Annotated in this window: 29 protein-coding genes and 1 tRNA gene; 24 read left to right on the forward strand and 6 right to left on the reverse strand. The window is 42.3% G+C overall.

From position 1 onward, the window contains the following. Nucleotides 1–2: 2 nt before the first annotated feature. The 6 genes from rpmG to FS736_RS09805 all read left to right on the forward strand — a co-directional run bounded on the left by rpmG (nucleotide 3) and on the right by FS736_RS09805 (nucleotide 4,902). Nucleotides 3–152: a 50S ribosomal protein L33 gene (rpmG, locus tag FS736_RS09780; RefSeq protein WP_084221782.1), complete on the forward strand. Its 150-nt coding sequence runs from the start codon at nucleotides 3–5 to the stop codon at nucleotides 150–152. 247 nt (nucleotides 153–399) lie between these two features. Beyond that, a complete protein-coding gene (locus FS736_RS09785; RefSeq protein WP_144476239.1) occupies nucleotides 400–969 on the forward strand; it encodes a 5-formyltetrahydrofolate cyclo-ligase in 570 nt (189 codons plus the stop codon). Continuing rightward, nucleotides 959–1,747: a DUF92 domain-containing protein gene (locus FS736_RS09790; RefSeq protein WP_251540885.1), complete on the forward strand. Its 789-nt coding sequence runs from the start codon at nucleotides 959–961 to the stop codon at nucleotides 1,745–1,747. The genes FS736_RS09785 and FS736_RS09790 overlap by 11 nt, the downstream gene beginning before the upstream one ends. 163 nt (nucleotides 1,748–1,910) lie before the next feature. Continuing rightward, nucleotides 1,911–2,861: an L-lactate dehydrogenase gene (locus tag FS736_RS09795; RefSeq protein WP_144476242.1), complete on the forward strand. Its 951-nt coding sequence runs from the start codon at nucleotides 1,911–1,913 to the stop codon at nucleotides 2,859–2,861. 155 nt (nucleotides 2,862–3,016) lie between these two features. Continuing rightward, a complete protein-coding gene (locus tag FS736_RS09800) occupies nucleotides 3,017–3,214 on the forward strand; it encodes a hypothetical protein (protein WP_144476247.1) in 198 nt (65 codons plus the stop codon). A gap of 140 nt (nucleotides 3,215–3,354) precedes the next feature. Further along, complete coding sequence (locus tag FS736_RS09805) at nucleotides 3,355–4,902, forward strand: rhomboid family intramembrane serine protease (protein ID WP_144476250.1); 1,548 nt, start codon at nucleotides 3,355–3,357, stop codon at nucleotides 4,900–4,902. On the opposite strand, the gene FS736_RS09810 is transcribed toward FS736_RS09805, so the two are convergent. Further along, complete coding sequence (locus FS736_RS09810; protein WP_144476253.1) at nucleotides 4,874–5,755, reverse strand: hypothetical protein; 882 nt, start codon at nucleotides 5,753–5,755, stop codon at nucleotides 4,874–4,876. The two genes, FS736_RS09805 and FS736_RS09810, sit on opposite strands and share 29 nt — an antisense overlap. A 166-nt stretch (nucleotides 5,756–5,921) precedes the next feature. On the opposite strand from FS736_RS09810, the gene FS736_RS09815 reads away from it, so the two are divergent. The 6 genes from FS736_RS09815 (at nucleotide 5,922) to FS736_RS09840 (ending at nucleotide 12,630) form a co-directional block, all read left to right on the forward strand. Continuing rightward, on the forward strand, nucleotides 5,922–7,382 hold the full coding sequence (locus FS736_RS09815) for a spore germination protein (protein WP_144476914.1): 1,461 nt from the start codon (nucleotides 5,922–5,924) through the stop codon (nucleotides 7,380–7,382). A 166-nt stretch (nucleotides 7,383–7,548) separates the two neighbouring features. Continuing rightward, nucleotides 7,549–7,764 (forward strand): YqgQ family protein, encoded by a 216-nt coding sequence (locus FS736_RS09820; protein ID WP_144476256.1) that lies wholly within the window; start codon nucleotides 7,549–7,551, stop codon nucleotides 7,762–7,764. A gap of 6 nt (nucleotides 7,765–7,770) precedes the next feature. Next, the gene (locus FS736_RS09825) at nucleotides 7,771–8,748 is read left to right on the forward strand and encodes an ROK family glucokinase (protein ID WP_144476259.1); all 978 of its coding nucleotides are present in this window, start codon (nucleotides 7,771–7,773) and stop codon (nucleotides 8,746–8,748) included. Nucleotides 8,749–9,020: 272 nt separating this feature from the next. Beyond that, a complete protein-coding gene (locus FS736_RS09830) occupies nucleotides 9,021–10,910 on the forward strand; it encodes an LTA synthase family protein (protein WP_144476262.1) in 1,890 nt (629 codons plus the stop codon). Between the two features lie 229 nt (nucleotides 10,911–11,139). Then, the gene (locus FS736_RS09835; RefSeq protein ID WP_144476265.1) at nucleotides 11,140–12,291 is read left to right on the forward strand and encodes a YqgU-like beta propeller domain-containing protein; all 1,152 of its coding nucleotides are present in this window, start codon (nucleotides 11,140–11,142) and stop codon (nucleotides 12,289–12,291) included. A 24-nt stretch (nucleotides 12,292–12,315) separates the two neighbouring features. Then, nucleotides 12,316–12,630 (forward strand): MTH1187 family thiamine-binding protein, encoded by a 315-nt coding sequence (locus tag FS736_RS09840; protein WP_144476268.1) that lies wholly within the window; start codon nucleotides 12,316–12,318, stop codon nucleotides 12,628–12,630. 62 nt (nucleotides 12,631–12,692) lie between these two features. Here the strand turns inward: FS736_RS09840 and FS736_RS09845 are convergent, their stop codons facing one another. Both FS736_RS09845 and FS736_RS09850 read right to left on the reverse strand, forming a co-directional pair. After that, entirely contained in the window at nucleotides 12,693–12,866 is a 174-nt protein-coding gene (locus tag FS736_RS09845) for a DUF2759 domain-containing protein (protein WP_144476271.1), read from the reverse strand. Between the two features lie 115 nt (nucleotides 12,867–12,981). Next, the gene (locus FS736_RS09850; RefSeq protein WP_144476274.1) at nucleotides 12,982–13,461 is read right to left on the reverse strand and encodes a hypothetical protein; all 480 of its coding nucleotides are present in this window, start codon (nucleotides 13,459–13,461) and stop codon (nucleotides 12,982–12,984) included. A gap of 142 nt (nucleotides 13,462–13,603) precedes the next feature. On the opposite strand from FS736_RS09850, the gene FS736_RS09855 reads away from it, so the two are divergent. Next, complete coding sequence (locus tag FS736_RS09855) at nucleotides 13,604–14,239, forward strand: MBL fold metallo-hydrolase (RefSeq protein WP_144476277.1); 636 nt, start codon at nucleotides 13,604–13,606, stop codon at nucleotides 14,237–14,239. A 170-nt stretch (nucleotides 14,240–14,409) separates the two neighbouring features. Next, nucleotides 14,410–15,501 carry a class I SAM-dependent methyltransferase gene (locus FS736_RS09860; protein WP_144476279.1) on the forward strand — a complete coding sequence of 364 codons (1,092 nt, stop codon included), beginning with the start codon at nucleotides 14,410–14,412 and terminating at the stop codon, nucleotides 15,499–15,501. Between the two features lie 56 nt (nucleotides 15,502–15,557). Here FS736_RS09860 and FS736_RS09865 read toward each other — a convergent pair whose 3' ends face one another. Both FS736_RS09865 and FS736_RS09870 read right to left on the reverse strand, forming a co-directional pair. After that, the gene (locus FS736_RS09865; RefSeq protein ID WP_079509735.1) at nucleotides 15,558–15,803 is read right to left on the reverse strand and encodes a DUF2626 domain-containing protein; all 246 of its coding nucleotides are present in this window, start codon (nucleotides 15,801–15,803) and stop codon (nucleotides 15,558–15,560) included. A gap of 79 nt (nucleotides 15,804–15,882) precedes the next feature. After that, nucleotides 15,883–16,584, reverse strand: coding sequence for a helix-turn-helix transcriptional regulator (locus FS736_RS09870; RefSeq protein WP_144476282.1), 702 nt, complete (start codon nucleotides 16,582–16,584; stop codon nucleotides 15,883–15,885). A gap of 193 nt (nucleotides 16,585–16,777) precedes the next feature. On the opposite strand from FS736_RS09870, the gene FS736_RS09875 reads away from it, so the two are divergent. Next, on the forward strand, nucleotides 16,778–17,131 hold the full coding sequence (locus tag FS736_RS09875) for a Spx/MgsR family RNA polymerase-binding regulatory protein (RefSeq protein WP_144476285.1): 354 nt from the start codon (nucleotides 16,778–16,780) through the stop codon (nucleotides 17,129–17,131). Nucleotides 17,132–17,185: 54 nt separating this feature from the next. Here the strand turns inward: FS736_RS09875 and FS736_RS09880 are convergent. After that, nucleotides 17,186–17,257, reverse strand: a tRNA-Gln gene (locus tag FS736_RS09880). A 159-nt stretch (nucleotides 17,258–17,416) separates the two neighbouring features. On the opposite strand from FS736_RS09880, the gene comGA reads away from it, so the two are divergent. Genes comGA through FS736_RS09925 form a run of 9 tightly spaced genes read left to right on the forward strand, consistent with a single transcriptional unit; the run spans nucleotide 17,417 to nucleotide 22,135 of the window. Next, nucleotides 17,417–18,466, forward strand: a complete 1,050-nt coding sequence (gene comGA, locus FS736_RS09885) for a competence type IV pilus ATPase ComGA (RefSeq protein WP_313959715.1) — start codon at nucleotides 17,417–17,419, stop codon at nucleotides 18,464–18,466. Continuing rightward, nucleotides 18,453–19,484: a competence type IV pilus assembly protein ComGB gene (gene comGB, locus FS736_RS09890; RefSeq protein ID WP_144476290.1), complete on the forward strand. Its 1,032-nt coding sequence runs from the start codon at nucleotides 18,453–18,455 to the stop codon at nucleotides 19,482–19,484. The genes comGA and comGB overlap by 14 nt, the downstream gene beginning before the upstream one ends. A 36-nt stretch (nucleotides 19,485–19,520) precedes the next feature. Further along, entirely contained in the window at nucleotides 19,521–19,826 is a 306-nt protein-coding gene (gene comGC, locus FS736_RS09895) for a competence type IV pilus major pilin ComGC (protein ID WP_144476293.1), read from the forward strand. Then, nucleotides 19,823–20,275, forward strand: a complete 453-nt coding sequence (gene comGD, locus FS736_RS09900; protein WP_144476296.1) for a competence type IV pilus minor pilin ComGD — start codon at nucleotides 19,823–19,825, stop codon at nucleotides 20,273–20,275. The genes comGC and comGD overlap by 4 nt, the downstream gene beginning before the upstream one ends. Further along, nucleotides 20,259–20,594, forward strand: a complete 336-nt coding sequence (locus FS736_RS09905) for a hypothetical protein (RefSeq protein WP_144476299.1) — start codon at nucleotides 20,259–20,261, stop codon at nucleotides 20,592–20,594. Before comGD ends, FS736_RS09905 begins: the two co-directional genes overlap by 17 nt. A 13-nt stretch (nucleotides 20,595–20,607) precedes the next feature. Next, nucleotides 20,608–21,021: a competence type IV pilus minor pilin ComGF gene (gene comGF, locus FS736_RS09910; protein WP_260983584.1), complete on the forward strand. Its 414-nt coding sequence runs from the start codon at nucleotides 20,608–20,610 to the stop codon at nucleotides 21,019–21,021. A gap of 47 nt (nucleotides 21,022–21,068) precedes the next feature. Further along, nucleotides 21,069–21,392, forward strand: coding sequence for a competence type IV pilus minor pilin ComGG (gene comGG, locus FS736_RS09915; protein WP_251665102.1), 324 nt, complete (start codon nucleotides 21,069–21,071; stop codon nucleotides 21,390–21,392). A 15-nt stretch (nucleotides 21,393–21,407) separates the two neighbouring features. Beyond that, on the forward strand, nucleotides 21,408–21,908 hold the full coding sequence (locus FS736_RS09920; RefSeq protein ID WP_144476308.1) for a shikimate kinase: 501 nt from the start codon (nucleotides 21,408–21,410) through the stop codon (nucleotides 21,906–21,908). Nucleotides 21,909–21,949: 41 nt separating this feature from the next. Continuing rightward, complete coding sequence (locus tag FS736_RS09925) at nucleotides 21,950–22,135, forward strand: YqzE family protein (protein WP_144476310.1); 186 nt, start codon at nucleotides 21,950–21,952, stop codon at nucleotides 22,133–22,135. The last annotated feature ends 67 nt before the right edge of the window (nucleotides 22,136–22,202 follow it).

The raw sequence follows: 22,202 nt of genomic DNA on the forward strand, positions 1-22,202 counted from the left end.
ACATGCGTGTAAACATTACATTAGCTTGCACAGAATGCGGAGAGCGCAACTATATTTCTAAAAAAAATAAGCGTAACAACCCAGATCGTCTTGAGCTTAAGAAATACTGCTCTAGAGATAAGCGCGCGACAGTACATCGCGAAACAAAATAAGCAGCGGGATTTTTCCCAGCTGCTTTTTTGTTTGCCAAATTTCCATAGAGTGTTGGTCTTCCATGCACCATCGCATTTTAGGGTTTCAAGGCAAATACCGAAAGACTTCTGAACTGAACTATCTAAAAAGGCAGTCAATTTGCACATGAGCCTATCCAAAACCCTTTTTCCCACATGGTGTGAATGGTATTGTTAATACATAGATGTCAGGTACAAACAAAATAGCAAAGGGTTGGGGGAAAGAAGCATGGATACCAAAAAAAATCTCAGACAGTCGACAAAGGAAAAACTGTCAAAACTTAACCTGCCAGAATATGAAGATCAGTCCTATCAAATCGCACAGCAGCTGTTTCGTTCTGATGAGTGGATTTCAGCGACAACAGTAGCTCTCACTGTGTCGAAGGCTCCTGAAGTTGATACTTTTCAGCTCATCAGGAAGGGCTGGGAGCAGGGCAAAAGAATCGTTGTCCCTAAATGTGAACCTAAAACGAGGGGCCTTGATTTCAGGGAACTGAAGCGATTCTCACAGCTCGAAACCGTTTTTTATGGGCTGTTGGAGCCAATTGTCTCCGAGACCGTTTCAGTGGGCCGGGGAGAAATCGATTTGGTTGTGGTTCCTGGACTTGCGTTTTCGCATAACGGTTATAGACTTGGTTTTGGAGGAGGTTACTATGACCGTTTCCTGGCAGACTTCCAGGGAATGAAAGTCTCCCTGGCTTTTAAAGATCAACTGGTTGATGAAGTCCCCGTTGAAAGCCATGACATACCCGTACAGAAAATCATTCACAGCGAAGGGGTAATCCATATTGGGAATTGATCAGATTTTGATCATAGGGTTTATCGCAGGAGTTGCTGGCATGTCTGCCTATTTTCAGCTTCTTAAACCATCTGGGGCTTTCGCGGCTTTTTTGACGGGTATATTGATATGGGCGGGATTTGGAATTAAGGGAATGATGTTATTGGGGGTTTTCTTCCTCACCTCCAGCCTGCTGTCCAAATATAAAAGCCAGCGCAAGGAACAATTGGGTGAATTACATGAAAAGGGCTCGGCAAGGGATTGGGCGCAGGTAGCAGCGAATGGGGGAACTGCAGCATTTGCTGGTCTGGCTAATTTCATATCACCCGATCCTGTGTGGTTCATTGTTCTGGCGAGCTCCCTTGCCAGTGCTAATGGTGATACATGGGCTTCGGAATTAGGCGTATTGAGCAAAGTACAGCCATTATCGATCAAATCTTTTAAAAGGGTGCCAAGAGGAACTTCAGGTGCGATTTCAACTGTTGGAACAGCTGCAGCTGCGGGAGGTGCCTTGTTGATTGCCCTGACTGCTGATTACCTGTTTGCGATGGGCGCAGGGTGGACAGTGGCGGTTTTTCTGTTGGGTGTGACGGGAACGATGATCGATACCCTGCTCGGGGCTTATGTCCAGGCGGGATTCACATGCGTCAAATGCAATTTGCTCACAGAGAAAATACAACATTGCTCGGAACCAACCCGTCATGTTTCCGGGCTGGTCATGATGAATAATGATGCAGTCAATTTTCTCTCATGTTTTACAGCGGCCTTGGGGGGAATGTTATTATATAGCATCCTCTAACACACAGCTGAAAAGCTTTGATTTTTCTTCCTTAAATAAACTGGATTGAATTGTAACAAAGTGTTTATAATGATAACGTTTACTCTGTATAACAGCAATACATAATCATTGTGAAAAAAAGTACAATTAAGTCATCCATTATAATCTTAGGGGGAGATGCGATATGAAAAATCGTGTAAACCGTGTTGTTCTGGTTGGTACCGGCTTCGTTGGATCGAGTTATGCATTTGCGATGGTCAACCAGGGTGTAACAGAGGAATTAGTTCTTGTCGATCTGAATAAAGAAAAATCTGAAGGGGACGCAATGGACTTAAATCACGGGATGGCGTTCGCTCCTTCACAGACGAAAATATGGTTCGGTTCCTATTCTGACTGCAAGGATGCAGACCTGGTGGTACTCTGTGCAGGCGCAAACCAAAAGCCTGGCGAAACAAGACTGGATCTTGTGGAGAAAAACACGAGGATTTTTAAAAGCATAGTAGATGAAATTATGGCCAGCGGTTTTGACGGTATTTTTCTTGTCGCGACCAATCCGGTTGATATCCTTACCTATGCTGTCTGGAAATACTCGGGACTTCCAAAGGAACGAGTCATTGGCTCAGGGACCATCCTTGATACAGCCAGATTCAGATTCTTGCTTGGGGACTACTTCAAGGTGGATTCACGTAATGTCCATGCTTATATCATAGGGGAACATGGGGATACCGAACTGCCAGTATGGAGCCATGCGGATATTGGCGGGAAGCCGATTGCCAAGATGATTAAAGATCAGGAAGATTACAGGCATGATGACCTGGAGGAAATCTTCACGAATGTACGGGATGCCGCCTATCACATCATCCAGCGTAAAGGCGCAACCTATTATGGAATCGCCATGGGTCTTGTTCGATTGACAAAGGCCATCCTGCAGGATGAGAACTCCATCCTGACTGTATCCGCCCATCTGGATGGCGAGTACGGACACGATGATATCTACATTGGTGTACCAGCGATCGTCAATCGTAATGGAATCAGGGAGATCGTTGAATTGCCGCTGGAAAAAGAAGAACAGCAAAAATTTGACCATTCTGTAGAGGTTTTAAGAAAGGTCATGGATCCTGTCCTGAAGGCGTAAAAAAATGGGCTGTCCGTAAAGCAGCCCTTGTAACTTTTTTAAAAATTGAAACCGCCTTCTTCTATTATATATGGAACATTTTCTAACCCATCTTTTTTTGGTATGAAAGGATAAAAATGTGCTTTTATTCCTAAAATAAAAAGGGAGGGATATATATGGCAAGAAAAGTGGTTTCGATTTTTATGCTTGGCCTGGCGGGATACCTTGTATTCGGTAATAGATACCGGGTCATGAATATGCTTCTGGGAAACAGGTTCCTGCGCCGGGTGGCAGTGGGTTCGATCATGGGACTGCCCGGAATCAGAAGCAAGATGATGGGTTCATTATTTTCAGGACCTTCGGAATTCCAGTAAAAAGACCTTAAAAGGTCTTTTTCTGCTTTAAAGGCCTCTTTATATCTGGTATGAAGTTATTTGGTTTATAATAATTTTGGAGAGGAAAAAATATAGATAATACATAGTGGCCGGATTTTGGCGGGAAAGTAGGGGAGAAGTTGGCTTTTTTGGAAGAGTATTTGTTTTGGAAAGTTGCTGAATTCCTGATTGTAAAAAAGGAATACCGTATCCTGCAAGCATCACAGGATCAGGGAGAATTGTGGCTGGAGAAGACAGAAAACAAGCAAACGCAGGTTATTCGCCTGCTTCAATATAATCTTGACTGGAGCAACTGGCTTCAACGTGACATCATTTTGATTGCTGAAAATGGCGAGAGAATCCGCAGGAAGTTTGCTAAAAAGGACTTAAAGATCCTAAACCTATACTTTAGTGCATATCCACCTGTGGATGATTATGAATTCCGTCTTGCGGAGCCTTATCTTTCTGTAAATGGAAAGGTGACTGTTGAGTCCATTTTGGTAGAAAGGGCCAAGGCGGAGGAAGCTTTAGGAAAACTTGAAAGCAGGTTCAATGACCAATTAAGAATTGATCTTGCTGAGGAACATTCTGGAGAAGTAATCGAGGCCATTAAAAAAAATGCCCTTTTAAACGCAGTAGAAAGGGCAAAGGAAGAACAATCTGTTTTTCACTATGGAAAACCCTTTTTCACCTATATATTCATTGCCATCCAGGTACTAATGTTTCTCGTCCTTGAGGCAGCGGGGGGAAGCACGGATACTTCCACCCTGATTAAGTTTGGCGCAAAATTCAACCCTTTGATTCTTGAAGGTGAATGGTGGCGCTTTTTCACGCCGATATTCATCCATATAGGCCTGCTCCATTTGTTCATGAATACACTGGCTTTATATTATTTAGGAACAATGGTTGAAAGGCTGTATGGTAATTTTCGATTTTTGGTTATTTACATCCTGGCAGGATTCAGTGGAGTGCTTGCCAGTTTTATATACAGCCCGAATCTTTCGGCTGGTGCAAGCGGAGCGATTTTTGGCTGCTTTGGTGCCTTGCTTTATTTCGGTGTAGCAAAACCAAGGTTGTTTTGGCGGACACTGGGCCTGAATATACTTGTCGTACTTGGCATCAACCTGGCATTCGGATTTACCATTCCAGGAATCGATAATGCGGGCCATATAGGAGGCCTGATTGGAGGATTTGCAGCAGCAGGAATCTTCCATCTGCCAAAGAAAAGACGTATTTTGCTTCAAACCACCTTTCTGGCAGTGACGATTGGGGCTATCTTTTTCTCATTACAATATGGTTTTAGCGAAAAAGCAGATCTGGTCGATGAAAGGTCCATTTTAGTGCTTGCCCAGCAGCATGTTAAAGAAGAGGAATATCAGCAGGCAAATGACCTGCTTACAGAGTATGGCAAGTCGGAGCAGCTCTCATCAGAATCCTTATTCATGCTTTCTTTTACCGAAATCAAGCTGGGAAGGCTGGAAGAGGCCAAATCGAATCTCCTTAAAGTAATCGAGATGGAACCGAATTTCCATGAAGCGTACTATAATCTTGCCTTAATCTTTTTTGATGAAAAAAATCTTGATCTGGCACGTATATACGCTAAAAAAGCAGTAGAGCTGAATCCTGGAAAAGAAAGCTATAAAAAGACACTTGAGCAGATTAATTTCTATCTTGAAGAAGCTGCTTGAGGACGATGCTTTCTCCGGTCCTTGTCTGGGTGACAACCAGCAGATGGCTTTTATCCTTCGCAATCAAAATCAATGGCATGGTACTTCCATTTGGGTCAATGGCAGTGCCATCGCTTTTTTTTATGCCCAGATAATAATTCTTATACAATCCTTCCCACAATTTTCCCAGTATGTTGGCGGTTTCCTTTTTCGTAAAACCTGTTATAGACTGATCTTCATATTTCCTGATTGTGTCCAGGGGGACGGATAGATAATCTGCCGCCTTGAACCTGAAGGTGTTTTCAGCTATTTTCAAACTTCGGTTAAGCCTGTTCCTTACACTTTGGTCAAGCACTCTTTTCCATTCCTTCTCCTGCTTGCTTTTGGCGATGGTGAATGATTGGAGCGGGCTGAACTGAGAGTCGACCACATAGATCATGTCATCAGACATTTTTTGGGCACTTGTGATCCGGTTCCCGTCACCATGCAGCTCAGCATAGTGAAAAGAAATCGCGTCATATCTGGCGCTTTCTCCATATGAGATGAGTTCTTCCTGGGATAAATCTGACGTATCCTGCTCCCATTTGGCAAATTTCCCTTTTAAAAGCCCATTGACGAACAAAAGTCCCATATCCTGCCGGAGGTAAGCCTCACGGTCCAAACTTGAATGGACCTTCCAGTCAACCTGATGCTGATTGTTTACTTTATCTTTTAAAAGCGTTAGTGAGGTACTGGCACTTTTATACTTAACCGCATCATTCAAGGGGAAAAATGTGATTGTCTCGATGGAAGTGTTGCCAATCTGGAATTGGATCAAAAATGCAGAGACCATAATTGCCAATACACTTATACTCAAAAACCATAACTTTTTCATCCTGCTCATCCTTTTCCGATAATAGGGTATGTCGGTATAACCACTATATGATACTTGTCCGGATCACATGCCTTTAAGTATTTTTTTAGATTCTTTTGGCTAAGATGGAAAAAGGAATCGACAGGAAAATAATGGTCGGTGGTAATGAGAGGTGTTAGTAGATTATATGGCAGAAAAAAAGAAGCATCCGGTCCATACGAACTTGAAAGAAAATATCGCTTACTTAAGAGAAGAATTAGGAGTCGATAAAAGTTTCGACGTGATCCAGCTTGATGTCGAATATGCCGGAAGAGATATGGCGCTGTTCCTTGTAGATGGATTTGTCAAGGACGACATCATGCTCTATATCATGCAGTTACTGGCCAAGCTGGAACCAGGCGCCCTTGAAGCTGATACATTAAAAAAACTGGTCAAGACTTATATTCCATATGTAGAGGTGGAGACGACTGACAACCTTGATAAAGTTGTCGATATGGTACTGGCCGGCCCGACCGCTCTTGCAGTGGACGGGTTAACAGAAATCATCCTGATTGATGCGAGGACATATCCTGTACGCGGTCCACAGGAGCCCGATACAGAAAGGGTAGTGCGAGGGTCCAGGGACGGCTTCGTGGAGACTTTGGTCTTCAATACGTCGCTTACGAGAAGGAGAATCCGCGACCGTACATTGAGAATGGAATACATGCAGGTCGGCAGAAGATCTCAAACAGATATTGTTATTTGTTATATTGAGGATATCGTTGATCCTGAGATGGTAGAGAAAGTAAAAGACTCAATCAGCAAAATTGATACGGACGGGCTGCCAATGGCTGAGAAAACCATCGAGGAATTTATCTCGGGACGACATTGGAATCCATTTCCGACGGTAAGATACACGGAACGGCCTGATACAGCAGCTACTCATTTATATGAAGGGCATGTTTGCATTATCGTCGATGGTTCACCAAGCGTACTGATTACACCAACAACATTCTGGCACCATCTGCAGCATGCGGAGGAGTACCGCAATAAGCCTCTCGTCGGCGCGTATTTAAGGATGGTACGCTTCCTGGCAGTATGGTCTTCCTTATTTCTGCTGCCGTTATGGTATTTATTCGCCGTCAAGCCGGAACTGCTGCCAAAAGCGATGTCATTTATCGGACCAAATGACACCGGAGAGATTCCGCTGTTTTTACAGTTTTTCCTGATTGAAATTGGTATAGATGTTCTAAGAATGGCGGCCATCCATACACCAACCTCGCTGGCAACTGCCCTTGGCCTGGTGGCTGCGCTGATGATCGGGCAGGTGGCCGTGGAAGTAGGGCTCCTGACAAATGAAGTTATTCTGTATCTGGCTATCGCAGCGATTGGTACATTTGCGACGCCAAGTTACGAAATGAGTCTTGCAAACCGGCTCGTGAGGATTTTCTTATTGGTCATGACTGCGGCATTCCATCTTTATGGTTTCCTGATCGGCATTGTGATTTTCATCCTTTTACTGGCCAGGATGAAATCGTTTGGTGTACCGTATCTCTGGCCATTCATTCCCTTCAATCCACGGGCATTCAGGGATGTCCTTATCCGGTCACCGATCCCTCTGAAAAACAGGAGACCAAGGATATTGAAACCGCAGGACCCAGACCGTTAAACTATTTCTGTGAGAAGCAGCAATTCCGATTGCTGCTTTTTCCTTTTGCAAACTTGTGCAGGTTTTGTCAGAAAATCTTGTCCAGCCTACTTGAGAGGGCAAAAGGTATCCTTTATACTTAGTATGGTAACGCATGCTCTTATTTTCACAAATAGAGGGGATTAAGTTGAAGACAATTTATGATATCCAGCAGTTCCTTAAAAATTACGGGACATTCATTTACATAGGCGACAGGGTGGCGGATTTGGAACTCATGCACGCGGAGCTGAAGGAACTTTATAATTCCCAATTGATTGAGACGAAAGAATACCAATCTGCGGTTTTGCTCTTGAGGCAGGAAATTCGGATGGAACAAGAAAAAAAAGCAAAAGAGAAAAGGTGACGTTTGATGGCTGAAAAATGGCTTGTTGGTGTAGATTTAGGAGGAACGACAACGAAACTTGCTTTCATCAGTTTGTATGGAGAAATTCTTCATAAATGGGAAATTCCCACTGATGTTTCTAACGAAGGGAAAAACATAACTGTCAATATCGCAAAAACTATTGACACGAAATTGGAGGAGCTAGGGCATTCTAAAAGTGAAATCCTCGGAATTGGCATGGGAGCCCCTGGCCCTGTTGACCTGGCTACCGGCGTTATTTTTGAAGCGGTGAATCTTGGGTGGCGAGAGCCTTATCCGCTAAAGGACTTGCTTGAAGTGGAAACCTCGCTTCCGGCAGTAATCGATAATGATGCAAACTGTGCGGCTCTTGGTGAAATGTGGAAAGGCGCCGGGAATGGCGCAAAGGATCTGGTATGTGTAACCCTTGGTACAGGTGTTGGCGGAGGAGTCATTACCAATGGCGATATTGTCCACGGAGTGAGTGGCGCTGCAGGTGAGATTGGCCATATTACTTCACTTGCAGAAGGCGGGGCTCCTTGTAACTGCGGAAAAACTGGCTGTCTTGAAACCCTTGCATCGGCTACAGGCATTGTAAGAATCGCTGTTGAATTATTGAATGCTCATTCTTCTAAAGGTGATCTTGCAGCAGTGTTCAAGGAAACGGGCATTGTAACGGCCAAGGACGTATTCGATTCAGCGAAACGGAATGATGAGTTGGCCCTGAAAGTCATTGATACAGTTGCCTTGCATTTGGGAATCGCCCTTGCAAATATAGCCAATACCCTCAATCCGGAGAAAATCGTTCTTGGGGGCGGAGTTTCAAAAGCTGGGGATGTCTTGCTCAACCCAGTAAAAGAACAATTCTTGCGTAATTCCTTTCCGCGTGTAGCGCAATCGACCGAAATCAGCATCGCTACCCTGGGGAATGATGCCGGCGTGATTGGTGCTGCCTGGCTTGTTAAAAATAAAATTGGACATAACTAAAATGTTGAAGGAGTTTTCTAGGAGAAAACTCCTTATTTTTTTGTGTTAAAAGTTTCAATTTTCGGAAATTGAACATATTTGAAACTTTTCCATGTTTAAGTCGTCTATAATAGTGGAAAATTACAATGAATGGTCTACGCTTTTTTAGCGTCTAATTTTGTTTGCTTTTTAGGAAAAAAAGTATTAAGATTATCTTTGATTCTTGAGAGAATGGAAAAATAAACCTAAAAATTCCCGGATCTGTTTATTATTAACAGGGAGGTACCAATCGGATGAAAAACAATAAATGGCCTAAAGTTTCTTTAGTTGCCATCGCCACAATCCTGCTTTGGCTGAAGACTTATATAGCCTATAAGACCAGCTTCGATATTAAAATTGAAAATTGGAGACAGGAGCTTATCCTGTTCATAAATCCATTGAGTTTCCTAATGATACTTTTCGGACTCAGCATGTTCATGAAAGAAAAAGCGCAGAAACGCTATATCATGGTTACTAGTTTCATAGTATCAGCAGTTTTGTTCGCAAATGTCGTGTTTTACCGCTTTTTCAATGACTTCCTGACCATTCCTGTGCTTTTCCAAACAAGCAATATGAGCGATCTGGGAAGCAGTGTGACCGAGCTGATCAACTTCAGTGATTTATTTTATTTTGCGGATATAATCCTTTTAGCCGTCCTCATGAAATTTAAACCAGCTCTTTTGGGATGGCGGGAATATAGCAAAGTGGACCGCCGGGCCTATTTCCTTGTTGCTGTCGCAATTGCTTTATTCAATATGGGAATGGCTGAAACAGAGCGTCCACAACTCTTGACAAGAACTTTCGACAGAGAAATGCTGGTCAAGAATATCGGGACATACAATTACCACCTTTATGATGCCTTCCTGCAGTCGAAGTCTTCTGCGCAGCGTGCAATGGCCGACGGAAGTGAACTGGCTGACATCGACAACTATGTGCGAGCCAACTATCTGCCGCCGAATGATGAGATGTTTGGAATTGCGAAAGGCAAGAACGTAATCCTGATTTCGCTTGAATCGACACAGGATTTTGTCATTAATCAAACCGTGAATGGCCAGGAAATTACGCCATTCCTGAATGATTTCATCAAGGAAAGTTATTACTTCAATAATTTCTATCACCAGACGGGTCAGGGCAAGACTTCGGATTCTGAATTCCTGGTGGAAAACTCCCTGTATCCATTAAGCCGCGGAGCAGTATTCTTTACGCACTCTGGAAATGAATATACCGCCACACCGGAAATCCTGAATGAAAACGGATATTTCACCGCTTCCTTGCATGCGAATAACAAGAGCTTCTGGAACCGGGACATTATGTATCAATCATTAGGATATCAGCGGTTCTACTCACTGCCGGATTATGAGGTGAATGAAGAAAACTCTGTTGGCTGGGGCTTAAAGGATATTGACTTCCTGCAACAGTCCGTTGATCACTTGAAGGCGATGCCAAAGCCGTTCTATTCGAAGTTCATCACATTGACGAACCATTTCCCATTCGAGTTGAGTGAGGAAGATCAATATATACAGCCATATACGTCAAATGATAAGACAGTCAACAATTATTTCCCGACTGTCAGGTATGAGGATGAAGCCATTAAGCAGTTCATCCAGAAATTAAAAGATGAAGGCTTGTATGAAGATTCGATCATTATTCTTTACGGAGACCATTACGGAATCTCTGATAACCATAATAAAGCGATGAGTGAGTATCTTGGCAAGGAAATCACGCCATTTGAAAGCACGCAGCTGCAGCAGGTGCCGTTGATCATCCATATCCCTGGGCAGGAGGGCAAGACAATGACAACAGTCGGAGGACAGATAGACATCAAACCGACAATCTTGCACTTACTGGGAATCGACACTAAGAATAATATCGATTTCGGATCTGACCTGTTTGCCAAGGACCGGCGTGACTTTGCTGTTCTTCGCGATGGCAGCTTCATCACCAAGGATCATGTGTTCACTCGTGAGACCTGCTATGATAAAGACACAGGTGAACCGACAGATCAGGATGCGTGCGCACCTTATTTTGAATCTGCGGATAGTGAACTTGAGTACTCCGATAAAATTATTTACGGAGATTTACTGAGATTCTATGGTGAGCAAAGTCAAGGCAATGATCTTTCTGATTCGAATTCAAAAGAGTAATACCTGTAAAAAACCTGCGCCCCTGGAGCGCAGGTTTTTGTTATGCAAAGAAAATCAAATTGACTTGTGTTTTTTAAAATTGAGTTTTTACCTAAAGAGGTGTATGTTATCATCAATGGCGGTAACAAATGTAAATTTTATTGGATTTTTCGAAAATCATTGAAACATTTAGCTGTTCTTAACGTACAGATATATACATTGTCAAAAAGGTGGTGTAGGAGTGCAGCAAATGAAGGAAAATACATATAAAACACCTTATGTCAGATGGATTGTGCTCATAATCGCCACTTCTGCATACATCCTTTCCGGGTGCTCTCAGCTGCTGGATGTATCCCTCCATAAAGATGCCAGTCACAGCCTTGAGCGTATAAAAGAAACTCCAGGGATATCCTTTTTAGGATCTGAGGTCATTCCGATCAAGCTAGGCGTGCAAGAGGAATTTAGTAAGGCTTCAGGATGGCTGAGTAATACAGAGATACTTTATATTTCAAATAAAAACGAAAGCAGTTCAATCCTTTATTCTTACAGCCTTATAACAGGACAATCGACAATGCTGTACAAAAGCGGCCAGCCAATCATCACGGCTGAGATCAGTCCCAAAAAGGATAAGGTAATGATTCACAGTTCCGCATCTGAAGAAGGGGTTCTTACTGTCATCGATTTATCAGGAAAGGAATTATATTCTGGGAAAATTGAATCATATGAATTGACCTTTGAATGGAATCCTTTCAATGACGAATTACTTATTGTTTCTGCTTTTACAGAAGAATGGGATTTCAACACATATTTATTGGATTTAAAGGAGAACAGCCTGAAAGAACTCCAATTGCCTGAGCCTTTTGTCAGGTGGATTTCGGAGGATATGCTTGTATATCAACAATGGGATGAGAATGAAATATCGTTAAAGGCGCCGTTGAAGTCTTTTTCTATCAGCGGGAATCATTCTAAAACATTGCTTGAGGACGTGTATCAATTTGATTCATTAGGAAAGTATTTATTGACCATCGAGGTAGCTGAAGGCGAAAATCCAGGATTGGGATTATACACCTTCACCAGGGAAGGGATCCATTCTGCTGGCAGTTTAACCGCTCCTTTGCTGACATCTTTTTCTGGATGGGTTGTTCCTTTTTATGATTTAATGGATGATGGAAAGGCTTTTATGTATCTGCGGGCAAAGGAGCAGGGTGAGGCAGATCTTTATGATGGCGGGTTTGACTTGATGAGGTATCAGTTTGGGGAGGATAAAGAGGAAATGGTTTTCTCTGAACTGGCAAATGAACCACTTTCCTGCTCGCCTTCCGGTGAAATGTGCCTGTATGGTTTCCAGTTAGAAAGAGTGATGAATATCGATACGAAGGAGATCATTGAACTCGTTCAATAATTTGTTCAGCTAGGAGAGATTAAGATGGCAATTGTAGATGTAACAGTGATTCCAATCGGAACTGAGACACCAAGTGTCAGTTCCTATGTGGCTGATATCCAGCGGATCCTAAAAAATTATGAAGAGCAGGGTAAAATCCGTTATCAACTTACTCCCATGAATACATTGATTGAGGGTGAGCTGCCTGTTTTATTTGAAGTGGTCCAGGCAATCCATGAAGCGCCGTTCAATAAGGGCATTCAGCGGGTGGCCACTAATATCCGGATTGATGACAGACGGGATGTAAAAAGAAAGATGGAGGATAAAGTCAACAGGGTTAACGAATTGCTCAAGCAATAGCTTGAAATATGTAACAAATATAAAAGACCACCTGTGAAAGGTGGTCTTTTATTGTGGTTCGATTAGTGTGCTGTCGGGAATCCGTGGTTAAGGACTGTCATGACCGTGAACCAGCCAATAACGAGGAATGTTCCTCCGCCGAATACGATTCCAAGAATGTTCTTGTTTTTAAGTGCCGAGAAAGTTGCGTAACCGGCTAGCAGAGTAACTAAAGCGAAGATAATTGCCAATCCCATGATAAAGCCCCCTTCATAAATTAGGCAGACAATAAGTCTGTTTTTTGAAAAAATGTTTGGTTGTAATTTAGGCGGCAGCCTGTATGTAATGACAAGCATACACTCGTTTTTTATTTTATATTTTTTTACACCATTTGTCGAGGTCTAAAAATTCAACTTTCACGCCATATGCTTTTACTATACCCATTATTAGTTCAGTATAGTGGTTTGCCGCAAAATAAATTCCATTTGCAGCCTTAAATACGAGATGTTCCTCCAACTGAATCAGGGCCATCTCCATTTGAATGCCGGTGCCATCCAAAATTTGGAACGCTGACAGTTCATCAGCGAATAAATAGGTTGCGCCATCCACATGGAAACCATAGTCGAAAAAGTCTTCTCCTGCATGGCCCTCTGTTTTAACCAGTTGATGTGTTGATTCAAGCAATTCAGCTTCCCTGAGTAACCCAATCGCTTCATCTGCATCCTTTTGTTCGAAATATATATAGTAATTTTCATAAATTAGATGCGGTGGAGCAACCTGCAAAAGTACTTCCTGAAAATCGGACAACTCCTCAATAAAAGAGTTTGCTTCCATTGCAATGACAAAATTCATTTGTTTTCTCCTTATCCTCAATCCGAAAATTTCATGAGCACCCTTCCCGGCTTATGCTTTCTTATAAATTCTTAAAACTTGTCTAACATTAGTGTAAAATAAAAATATACATATTACAAAAAAGAAGCGGAGGCTGCTTACAATGAAATGGAAACAGATCCCTCTGGGTCCTTTGCAGACGAATTGTTATGTCGTTTACGATGAAAGTCATTCATGCCTGATTGTCGATCCTGGTGAAAACCCAAGGAAGTTGACTGCGGTGATCGAACAGCTCGAACTCAAGCCTGAAGCGATTGTATTGACACATGCACATTTCGACCATATCGGTGCAGTTGATAGAATAAGGGATAAGTATGGCATAAAGGTCTTTATCCATGAAAAAGAAAAAGACTGGCTCACCGATCCTGCACTTAATGGATCGAAACACTTTATGCTGAACGAGCCAATCAAAGCAAGAGCAGCGGACCATTTGTTCAAAGATGAAGGTGAGATGTCCATCGGGAATTTCAAGTTCGAAGTTTTGGAGACACCAGGGCATTCACCGGGGAGTGTATCCTTTTACTTCCAGAAGGCGAATTTTGTACTGGCCGGTGATGCCCTCTTTCAGGGAAGCATAGGCAGAACAGACTTGCCGGGAGGAAACCATAACCAGTTAATCAAAAGCATTCACGATAAACTGCTGGTATTGTCTGAGGAAACCGAGGTACTGCCTGGTCATGGACCAGCAACGACGATTGGTATGGAAATGGACTCAAATCCATTTTTGAATGGGTTTTAATTTTTGAAAAATTGGGCTTGAAAACTAGAAAAACCCTTCTCGACTGAGAAGGGCTTTTCTGGGGGATGTTCTATTCATATCATGGGAGGGGATATAGTTAAGCTACTAGTAAAACTTTATAATAAAGAATACACTATGTCAATAGTGAAAACCTTTTTCAAGGAGTCATTATGAAAGAAATAATCAAAGAGTTTATTGCAGTCTCGCCAAAAAGGATGATCACATATGCGGACTATATGCAGCTTGCACTCTATCATCCAGAGGAAGGTTATTATATCAAGGAACGCCAAAAAATCGGAAAAAAAGGGGATTTTTACACATCAAGCAATGTATCTGATGTGTTTGGCAAATTAATAGGGAAGTGGTATGCGAAAAAATGGAGTGATTTCGGCCTTCCGCCATCTGTTTGTGAAATCGGAGCTGGAAACGGCCGTTTTGCACGGGCATTCATTGAAGGTTGGAAGGAAATGAACGCAGAAACACTGACATATTATATTGTTGAAAAAAGTCCTTATCATCGAAGTCTGCAGAATGCAGAGCTGGCAGGGCTTGAAGATGTCATCATCGTACATGGTGATACATATGCAGAAACAGAAATGCATAAGGGAATGATCTTTTCCAATGAGTTATTTGATGCCTTTCCTGTCCATGTCGTTGAAAAGATTGAAGGCATCGTGCACGAGGTCTTTGTTGCCAGCGAGGATGATCAATTGAAAGAAATAAAAGTTCCTGTTTCGGATGAACGGATTATTAGATTTCTTAATGATCAGCAATTCGTGCTTGCTGAAGGACAAAGGATCGAAATTCCACTTGCCATGGAACCATTCATTAACTCGATAGCAAAAAAACTGGATAAAGGCTTATTGGTGACGGTGGATTACGGATATACAAAGGATGAATGGATGCATCCATCACGGAGACAGGGGAGCTTAAGAGGCTATTACAATCATCAGATGTACCATGACATCCTGGAGCATCCCGGCGAAATGGACCTCACCAGCCACGTGCATTTTGATGCTCTCAAAGATATCGGTGAATCATTCGGTTTGGAATTCCTGGAGAAAATGAGGCAGGATGAATTCCTGATTGCTGCTGGCATCCTCGATGAACTAGGGCAGCATCAAGACCCGAATCCATTTTCCGAGGCAAGCAAAAGAAATCGTGCAATACGCAGCCTGATCCTCCCGGGCGGAATCAGCCAGTCATTTGATGTCGTCATCCAGGGGAAGGGCCTGGGGGAATCGGTACAAAAATTATTCTAAGAAATAAAAAAAGCGATGGATGACCATCGCTTTTTTTATTGAGCGTGCACAATGGATCAATGTCCAGCTCCACCTAGTGGCATCATAAATGTTGACCAGTAAGTAAAACCTGCAAAGAAAACCGTTAAGTATGCGCCGAAGACGTAGATGTACATACGCTCAGACAGTTTCAAGTAACTTAAAAGCAAGAAAAATCCAGTTTGACCAAAGAAAATCAAGGACGTTGTATACATGTCACCCAAGAAAAACATGACAGCAAAGATTCCCGTCCAGAATCCTAAAACTCTGTACATACGATCCAAAGATATCCCTCCTTTACCCTACATGTCCATCACTATCATATTATAAAGTAAAGTGGAGTGAAAAGTAAACAAGGATTGATTATTGTGCGATAACAGCCTGGTATGAACAAGAATCACAGCCTGTGAACATATTTTCTTTTTCAATCAGTTCAATTTCCCCAAACAGGGATTCAAACATTCCCCGCAAAAACTCATAATGCATATTGCACACCGTTTCAGTATGCTCCATGGCAACTTCCTTGAAAGGGCAGTTGAAAATCTGGAAATAAATTTTTGTCTTCTCACTATTAGGTTCAAATTCTGGATAGAAACCAGCAAGCGTGGCAGCATTCTTAATTGAGTTCAGTTTATGTTCAAACGTCATTTCTTCTGACAATTGCGGGTGACGTGACATCTCCTGTTCCATGAGTTCTGTGCCAAATCGCTTTCCGGTCAGATACAAAGCCTTCTTTCCGGCTTCACCGAGTGACATCATTGTCGTCATGGCGATTTTTGACAGCAGCTGATAATCACGGAATGGGAAATGCAGCTGGATGACTTCGTCTGACAAGCGGTATAGCCTGCTAGGGCGTCCCCCCTTGCCAGTCTTTTTTGTCTCCGAAATCAGCATGTTCACGTCTTCGAGCTTTGATAAATGCAGCCTTGCTACATTGGGATGAATTTCAAAATTGTCGGCGATTTCCTGCACAGTCACATCTTTATGCCTTTTTGTGATGTATTGATAAATATAATAACGCGTTGGATCAGACAAAACACTTGTAATTTTTAATGTTTGCTCCACCTTATTTCACCTCAGACCACTAATTTGCCTTCATTATAATACAAGGGAAAATAAGGTTTACACTGTTTACACTATATGTTTAGAAAATGTTCACAACTAAATGGCGAAATGATGACAAAATACTATACAAAACTTATACAAAGGTTATACAATGTATTCAGAAGATAATTTTGTTCGCCAGGAGGTAACCTTAATGGAAGAGCTGACGTTTTTTTCTTATCCGAGCTGTACTTCATGTCGTAAAACGAAAAAGTGGCTGATTTCGAACAGCGTGAAATTCAATGAACGTCATTTGTTCAAAGATACCCCAAACCAGAAGGAATTGATGGAGATATTGACGTTGACGACAGAAGGCGTCGATGAACTGCTTGCGACCAGGGGAGAAACCTTTAAAAATCTCAAACTTAATGTCGATGAATTATCACTTTCAGAAGTGATCAATCTTGTGATTGAAGAACCCAAGCTTCTAAGGCGTCCAATTTTGACTGATGGGAAAAAGCTAATTGTTGGATTCAATCCTGATGCGCTGAAAAAAATCGCCAAATAAAAAAACGGAAGGAATGCTTCCGTTTTTTTTTTTTGGAATAAAATCCAATAATAGCTGGGCTAGCTGGATTCGAACCAACGCATGACGGAGTCAAAGTCCGTTGCCTTACCGCTTGGCTATAGCCCAATGATGAGGATATTGATGGTACGGTAGTTATTATGAATCGAACTGTCACTAATTATACACATTTACTCCATTTTTTTCGCAGGAACAGGAAGTGCTATGTAGAATCCCTTTGTATAACAAAAAAGGTGGTGCATCCCTATTGTAAAATCAATTGAACTATTGGCGGAAAATATTTTAAAAGATGCTTTAAAGAGCGGCGCTTCGGACATTCATATTATCCCGCGAGAGAGAGACACCCTGGTAAAATTCAGGTTTGGCAATCAGCTTCTGCCCCGGTACACCCTAGAACAGGTTGATTGCGAACGGCTCATTTCCCATTTTAAATTCACCGCTTCGATGGATATAGGCGAAAAGAGAAGGCCGCAAAGTGGAGCCTTTACTTACCAGGACCACGATCGAAAAATTGGTTTGAGAATCTCCACACTGCCAGCCTACCAGAACGAAAGCATGGTCATACGTCTCCTTCCCGAACAAAACCATATTCCTTCATACCAAATATCATTATTCCCATCCACATCGAAAAAATTAATTTCCCTTTTAAAACATGCACATGGTCTGATTATTTTTACCGGCCCTACAGGCAGCGGCAAAACCACAACATTGTATTCTATGCTGTCCGAAACATCGGAAATGGTTAATCGCAACGTCATCACACTCGAAGATCCCATTGAAAAACCGAGTGAATCAGTGCTTCAGGTCCAGGTCAATGAACGGGCCGGAATATCTTATTCTGCCGGCTTAAAGGCAATCCTCAGACATGATCCGGATATCATTATGGTCGGGGAAATCAGGGATAAGGAGACTGCAGAGACAGCGATAAGGGCATCCTTGACTGGGCATTTGGTGCTGACTACGATGCATACACGGGATGCAAGGGGAGCGATCTACAGGCTGATTGAATTCGGGGTCAATTGGCTTGAAATCGAACAGACCTTGATCGCAGTTACCGCTCAAAGGCTTGTTGAACTGACATGTCCTTATTGTGAAGATGCATGCTCGCCGTTTTGCTATTCCTCAGGAAGCGGCAAAAGAGGAAATGTGTTTGAAATTCTTACGGGACGGGATTTATCTGCTGTATTGAAGGAAGCAAAAGGTGAACATCAGAATTACCACTACAAAACGCTCAAAGATGCTATCAAGAAAGGCATCGCTCTCGGATTTATCAAGGAATCGGAATACCAGAGGTGGGTTCTAAATGAAGGAGAATAAGTGGCCTGTCGCAGAACAGGCCAGATTCCTGAAAAGGACAGGGGAGCTGCTTTCGCAGGGATATTCTTTAGCAGAAGCGATTGAATCGATGACTTTCCATCTGGAGATGAAGAGGAAAGCGGATATCAAAAGAAGTCTCGATAAGCTGCGTGAAGGCTTTCCTCTATATTTAATCCTTGCTGAATTAAATTTCAAAAGAGATTTGATCAGCTATGTTTATTTTGCCGAGCAGCACGGCGGGCTGGCCCATGCGGTCACTGAAGGATCAGATATGGTATTGAAACGTGAAGCCGATTATCAGAGGTTGAAAAAGCTGGCCGCTTATCCATTGTTCCTGGCAGCACTCACATTCATCTTATTTTTCTTCGTCAGCAAGGTGTTGCTGCCGAAATTCACCTCTCTTTTTTCGGATATGAACATGGCACCGAATATTTTTATGGCAGCCATTGGTGCTGCTGATGACATTGTTCCCTTCCTATTTTATTTTCTTCTCAGCCTCGCTGTGCTGCTAACCCTCTATTACAAAATGAAATTCAGGAAACTCCCAGTCTTACAACAAAAAACGAAATTGGTGAAGCTTCCGTTTGCAGGCGGGTTGATCAAACTTCTTTATTCCCATTCCTTCGCAGTCCAGCTAAGCTATCTGTTTTCAGGAGGGCTTCCGGTTCACGATGCCTTAAAGGTCTTTGAGCAAATTCACCATGAACCATTTTCAAGTGAAATCGGAAAGGATATTATCTTGAAATTGGCAGCTGGTGAGGATTTTGACAGGGCGGTGGGTGATTATCCGTTCTTTGAAGCTGAATTGCCAAGAATCATCAGACACGGTCAAAAGAATGGAAAGCTGGATCAGGAGCTTTATTTTTACAGCCGGCATTGCCTTAAAGAACTTGAAGAAAAAATGGAGAAATCAATGAAAACGGTGCAGCCAGTGTTATACAGCTTCATTGGCCTGCTGGTCATCTCCCTGTATCTGGCTATCCTGCTGCCAATGTTCCAGATGATGAAAGGGATTTAAATCAGGTCAATTAGTTATAAAAAGGAGAAATGAATAATGAAAAATCAAAAGGGTTTTACCCTGATTGAGATGATGATCGTGCTATTGGTCATTTCTGTGTTATTAATCATTACGGTGCCGAATATTGCTTCGCATAATAATAATATCAACAAGAAAGGCTGCGAGGGGTATATAAAACTTGTAGAAGCCCAGGTACAAGCTTATAAGATGGATAAGAAAGTCACTCCTACTTTTCAGCAGCTAAATGACGAAAAATATCTAAAAAGCCCTGATGCCGCATGTCCTGATGGTACAAAAATCGAGATTTTATCCGACGGGACTGTCCAGAAATCTGCATCATGATCTGGAAAATAAAGAACTCCGGCGGATTCACCATGGTTGAAATGCTCATAGTCCTATCAGCTTTCCTGGTGCTCACTAGTACAACGGCCTTTCTTTTTACTCCGCATAATGACATCCTCGCAAAGGACCTTTTCTTCACCCAGTTTGAATCCGACCTCCTGTACAGCCAGCAATATGCTATTTCCCATCAGGAACAAATTACTGTCCACTTGATGCCAGAGTATAATCACTACTATATCCGCGGTACCGATTATGGATCGCCTTATCTGGTCAAAAGATATTATTCACCAGAAGTAAAAGTCAAAAAAGGGACAATGCAGTTACTGTTTCACTATATGCCGGATGGGAATATCGATAGCTTCGGCTCTATCTATATTACTGCCGGATCAAAGAAGTTTCGGATGATGTTCCTGATCGGGAAGGGTCGATTTTATGTTGTGGAAGAATGATCACGGTTTTTTCCTGGCAGACATGCTATTGTCCTTGGCTGCCTTTCTAATGGCCAGTGCGGTTTTGCTCCCATTGGCAATTGTGGTGATGGGAAAGACAGCAGATGTAAGGACCGAGGGAGACGCAGGCTCTATTTTATTTGACGAACTGATGTACTTGAAAGTTGCGGGATCAGCTTCTGGAAGAGACTGGATTACTCAAAACGGGAATCAGTATGAAGTGACAGTGACAAAGGATGAAAATGAGTCCGCATGGGAGGTATGTGTTCATTATGAAAGCGACCAGCAACATAAAAAAAAATGTTCCTCGACTGAATGAACTGGGATTTACCATGCTGGAGATGCTTTTATCATTGGTGGTGTTTTTATTGATTACATCAATGCTTCCTTTAGGGTTTAGAATCATCCTTGATGATAGTGTCACTGAAAAGGGAATAAGAAGGATGGAATGGGAAGTTTTCAGCAGCCAGGCAAGAAAGGAAATTCGTACTGCTGAACAGCTGACAGTCCAGCCTGATAAGCTGTTATTGAAAGTCAATGGCCAATTTATCCTTTACGAAAAGTACGGTTCCAGCATGAGAAGGAGAGTGGATTACCAAGGACACGAGATTTTAATGCAGAACCTTTCAAGCTTTACTTTTGAAAAAATTGCTGATGGCGTGATGATAAATGCAGTGGCTCTGGATGGAACCCACTATTCGGTTAAAGTCCACCAGTTTATTCAAACCGGGGGTGTTCAGCCATAAATGAAAAAGGGTTTATCTATCCATTAACGATGATCTTTTTACTCTTGATGTCCTTCTTTCTGTTGATTTTGACAGAGCAGCATATCGCAGAGAAAAAGTTTGCCAAAGAAACGAATAGCATTCGGCTCCAAGAATATTATATGCTGTGCTCTATCAAAGAAGCTGAGCATTTGTTAAGGGAAGGTAATTTGCCCGCTAGCGGTTTACTGTATTATAAATTTGGAAAAGTTGGCTTCCTGACCCAGTCTTTATCTGCCAACGTCGATGAAGTGACATTCACCCTTGAGCTCGACAGCGGAGAAAAAGGGGTCGGTTTTGGCCAATATGACAAGGAAAAGGGCATGATGATAAAATGGAGGGAAAAGAACTGACAGGGGATTAAAGATATGAGAGCAATTTATTTAATTGGGTTCATGGGTTCAGGAAAGACGACTGTCTCTCAGGAATTGGGCCGGAGACTGAATGTGGCAGTATATGATTCAGATGAGGAAATCGTTAAAAGAACAGGGAAGTCGATTAATGAGATCTTCGCTGCAGATGGGGAAGAAAAGTTCCGCCTTTTGGAGTCTGAGGTGCTGCGATCAATGCCTTCTAACGATGCCGTTATTGCAACCGGAGGAGGGATCATAGGATCGGAAGAAAACAGACGGTATCTAAAGGAAAAAGTGAATGTTGTCTATCTGCATGCAGACCTTGAAAACATCTTGGAAAGACTGAAGGATGACAATTCCCGGCCTTTATTGAGAAAGGACAAAATGAAAACAGCTGAATCACTGTACATGAACCGACTTCCGTTGTATCGTGAAGCAGCGGGAATTGAAATCGATACCTCTGAGAAAACAATTCAGCAAATTGTCGATGGCATCATCCAGCGTATGAAAAAATAACACCTGGTTATACTTGATAACGTATGAAGGATGGTGTAACCATGAAAACAAATGATTACGTAAAATACCTTACCCAGACCGTTGTGAAATATATTGACCAGCCAAAAGAGGAACGACGGAAAATCAAACAGGCAAAAAAGGAAGCAGAGGCGACCTTTTTATTCAGATGGTTCGGTATACTTCCATTTATGCTGATGTCCGGAGTGAAAAAGAAAAAGAACAAATGACTTAAAGCCCGGCTAGAATGATAAGCCGGGCTTTACTATGTGCTTTTTCTGTTTGCAGGCAGTTCCT

It is taken from the genome of Cytobacillus oceanisediminis 2691, assembly GCF_007678455.1.
GTDB lineage: Bacteria > Bacillota > Bacilli > Bacillales > Cytobacillaceae > Mesobacillus > Mesobacillus oceanisediminis_A.

Bases quoted from the DNA above. Each gene is read 5' to 3' on its own strand.
- FS736_RS09905 (WP_144476299.1), top strand. From the start codon at position 20,259: ATGTTGTGGAAGAATGATCACGGTTTTTTCCTGGCAGACATGCTATTG.
- FS736_RS09920 (WP_144476308.1), top strand. From the start codon at position 21,408: ATGAGAGCAATTTATTTAATTGGGTTCATGGGTTCAGGAAAGACGACT.
- FS736_RS09860 (WP_144476279.1), top strand. From the start codon at position 14,410: ATGAAAGAAATAATCAAAGAGTTTATTGCAGTCTCGCCAAAAAGGATG.
- comGB (WP_144476290.1), top strand. From the start codon at position 18,453: ATGAAGGAGAATAAGTGGCCTGTCGCAGAACAGGCCAGATTCCTGAAA.
- FS736_RS09785 (WP_144476239.1), top strand. From the start codon at position 400: ATGGATACCAAAAAAAATCTCAGACAGTCGACAAAGGAAAAACTGTCA.
- FS736_RS09855 (WP_144476277.1), top strand. From the start codon at position 13,604: ATGAAATGGAAACAGATCCCTCTGGGTCCTTTGCAGACGAATTGTTAT.
- FS736_RS09875 (WP_144476285.1), top strand. From the start codon at position 16,778: ATGGAAGAGCTGACGTTTTTTTCTTATCCGAGCTGTACTTCATGTCGT.
- FS736_RS09925 (WP_144476310.1), top strand. From the start codon at position 21,950: ATGAAAACAAATGATTACGTAAAATACCTTACCCAGACCGTTGTGAAA.
- FS736_RS09840 (WP_144476268.1), top strand. From the start codon at position 12,316: ATGGCAATTGTAGATGTAACAGTGATTCCAATCGGAACTGAGACACCA.
- comGF (WP_260983584.1), top strand. From the start codon at position 20,608: ATGCTGGAGATGCTTTTATCATTGGTGGTGTTTTTATTGATTACATCA.
- FS736_RS09795 (WP_144476242.1), top strand. From the start codon at position 1,911: ATGAAAAATCGTGTAAACCGTGTTGTTCTGGTTGGTACCGGCTTCGTT.
- FS736_RS09825 (WP_144476259.1), top strand. From the start codon at position 7,771: ATGGCTGAAAAATGGCTTGTTGGTGTAGATTTAGGAGGAACGACAACG.
- rpmG (WP_084221782.1), top strand. From the start codon at position 3: ATGCGTGTAAACATTACATTAGCTTGCACAGAATGCGGAGAGCGCAAC.
- FS736_RS09835 (WP_144476265.1), top strand. From the start codon at position 11,140: ATGAAGGAAAATACATATAAAACACCTTATGTCAGATGGATTGTGCTC.
- comGD (WP_144476296.1), top strand. From the start codon at position 19,823: ATGATCTGGAAAATAAAGAACTCCGGCGGATTCACCATGGTTGAAATG.
- FS736_RS09800 (WP_144476247.1), top strand. From the start codon at position 3,017: ATGGCAAGAAAAGTGGTTTCGATTTTTATGCTTGGCCTGGCGGGATAC.
- FS736_RS09845 (WP_144476271.1), bottom strand. From the start codon at position 12,866: ATGGGATTGGCAATTATCTTCGCTTTAGTTACTCTGCTAGCCGGTTAC.
- FS736_RS09815 (WP_144476914.1), top strand. From the start codon at position 5,922: ATGGCAGAAAAAAAGAAGCATCCGGTCCATACGAACTTGAAAGAAAAT.
- comGG (WP_251665102.1), top strand. From the start codon at position 21,069: ATGTCCTTCTTTCTGTTGATTTTGACAGAGCAGCATATCGCAGAGAAA.
- FS736_RS09830 (WP_144476262.1), top strand. From the start codon at position 9,021: ATGAAAAACAATAAATGGCCTAAAGTTTCTTTAGTTGCCATCGCCACA.
- FS736_RS09810 (WP_144476253.1), bottom strand. From the start codon at position 5,755: ATGAAAAAGTTATGGTTTTTGAGTATAAGTGTATTGGCAATTATGGTC.
- comGC (WP_144476293.1), top strand. From the start codon at position 19,521: ATGAAAAATCAAAAGGGTTTTACCCTGATTGAGATGATGATCGTGCTA.
- FS736_RS09850 (WP_144476274.1), bottom strand. From the start codon at position 13,461: ATGAATTTTGTCATTGCAATGGAAGCAAACTCTTTTATTGAGGAGTTG.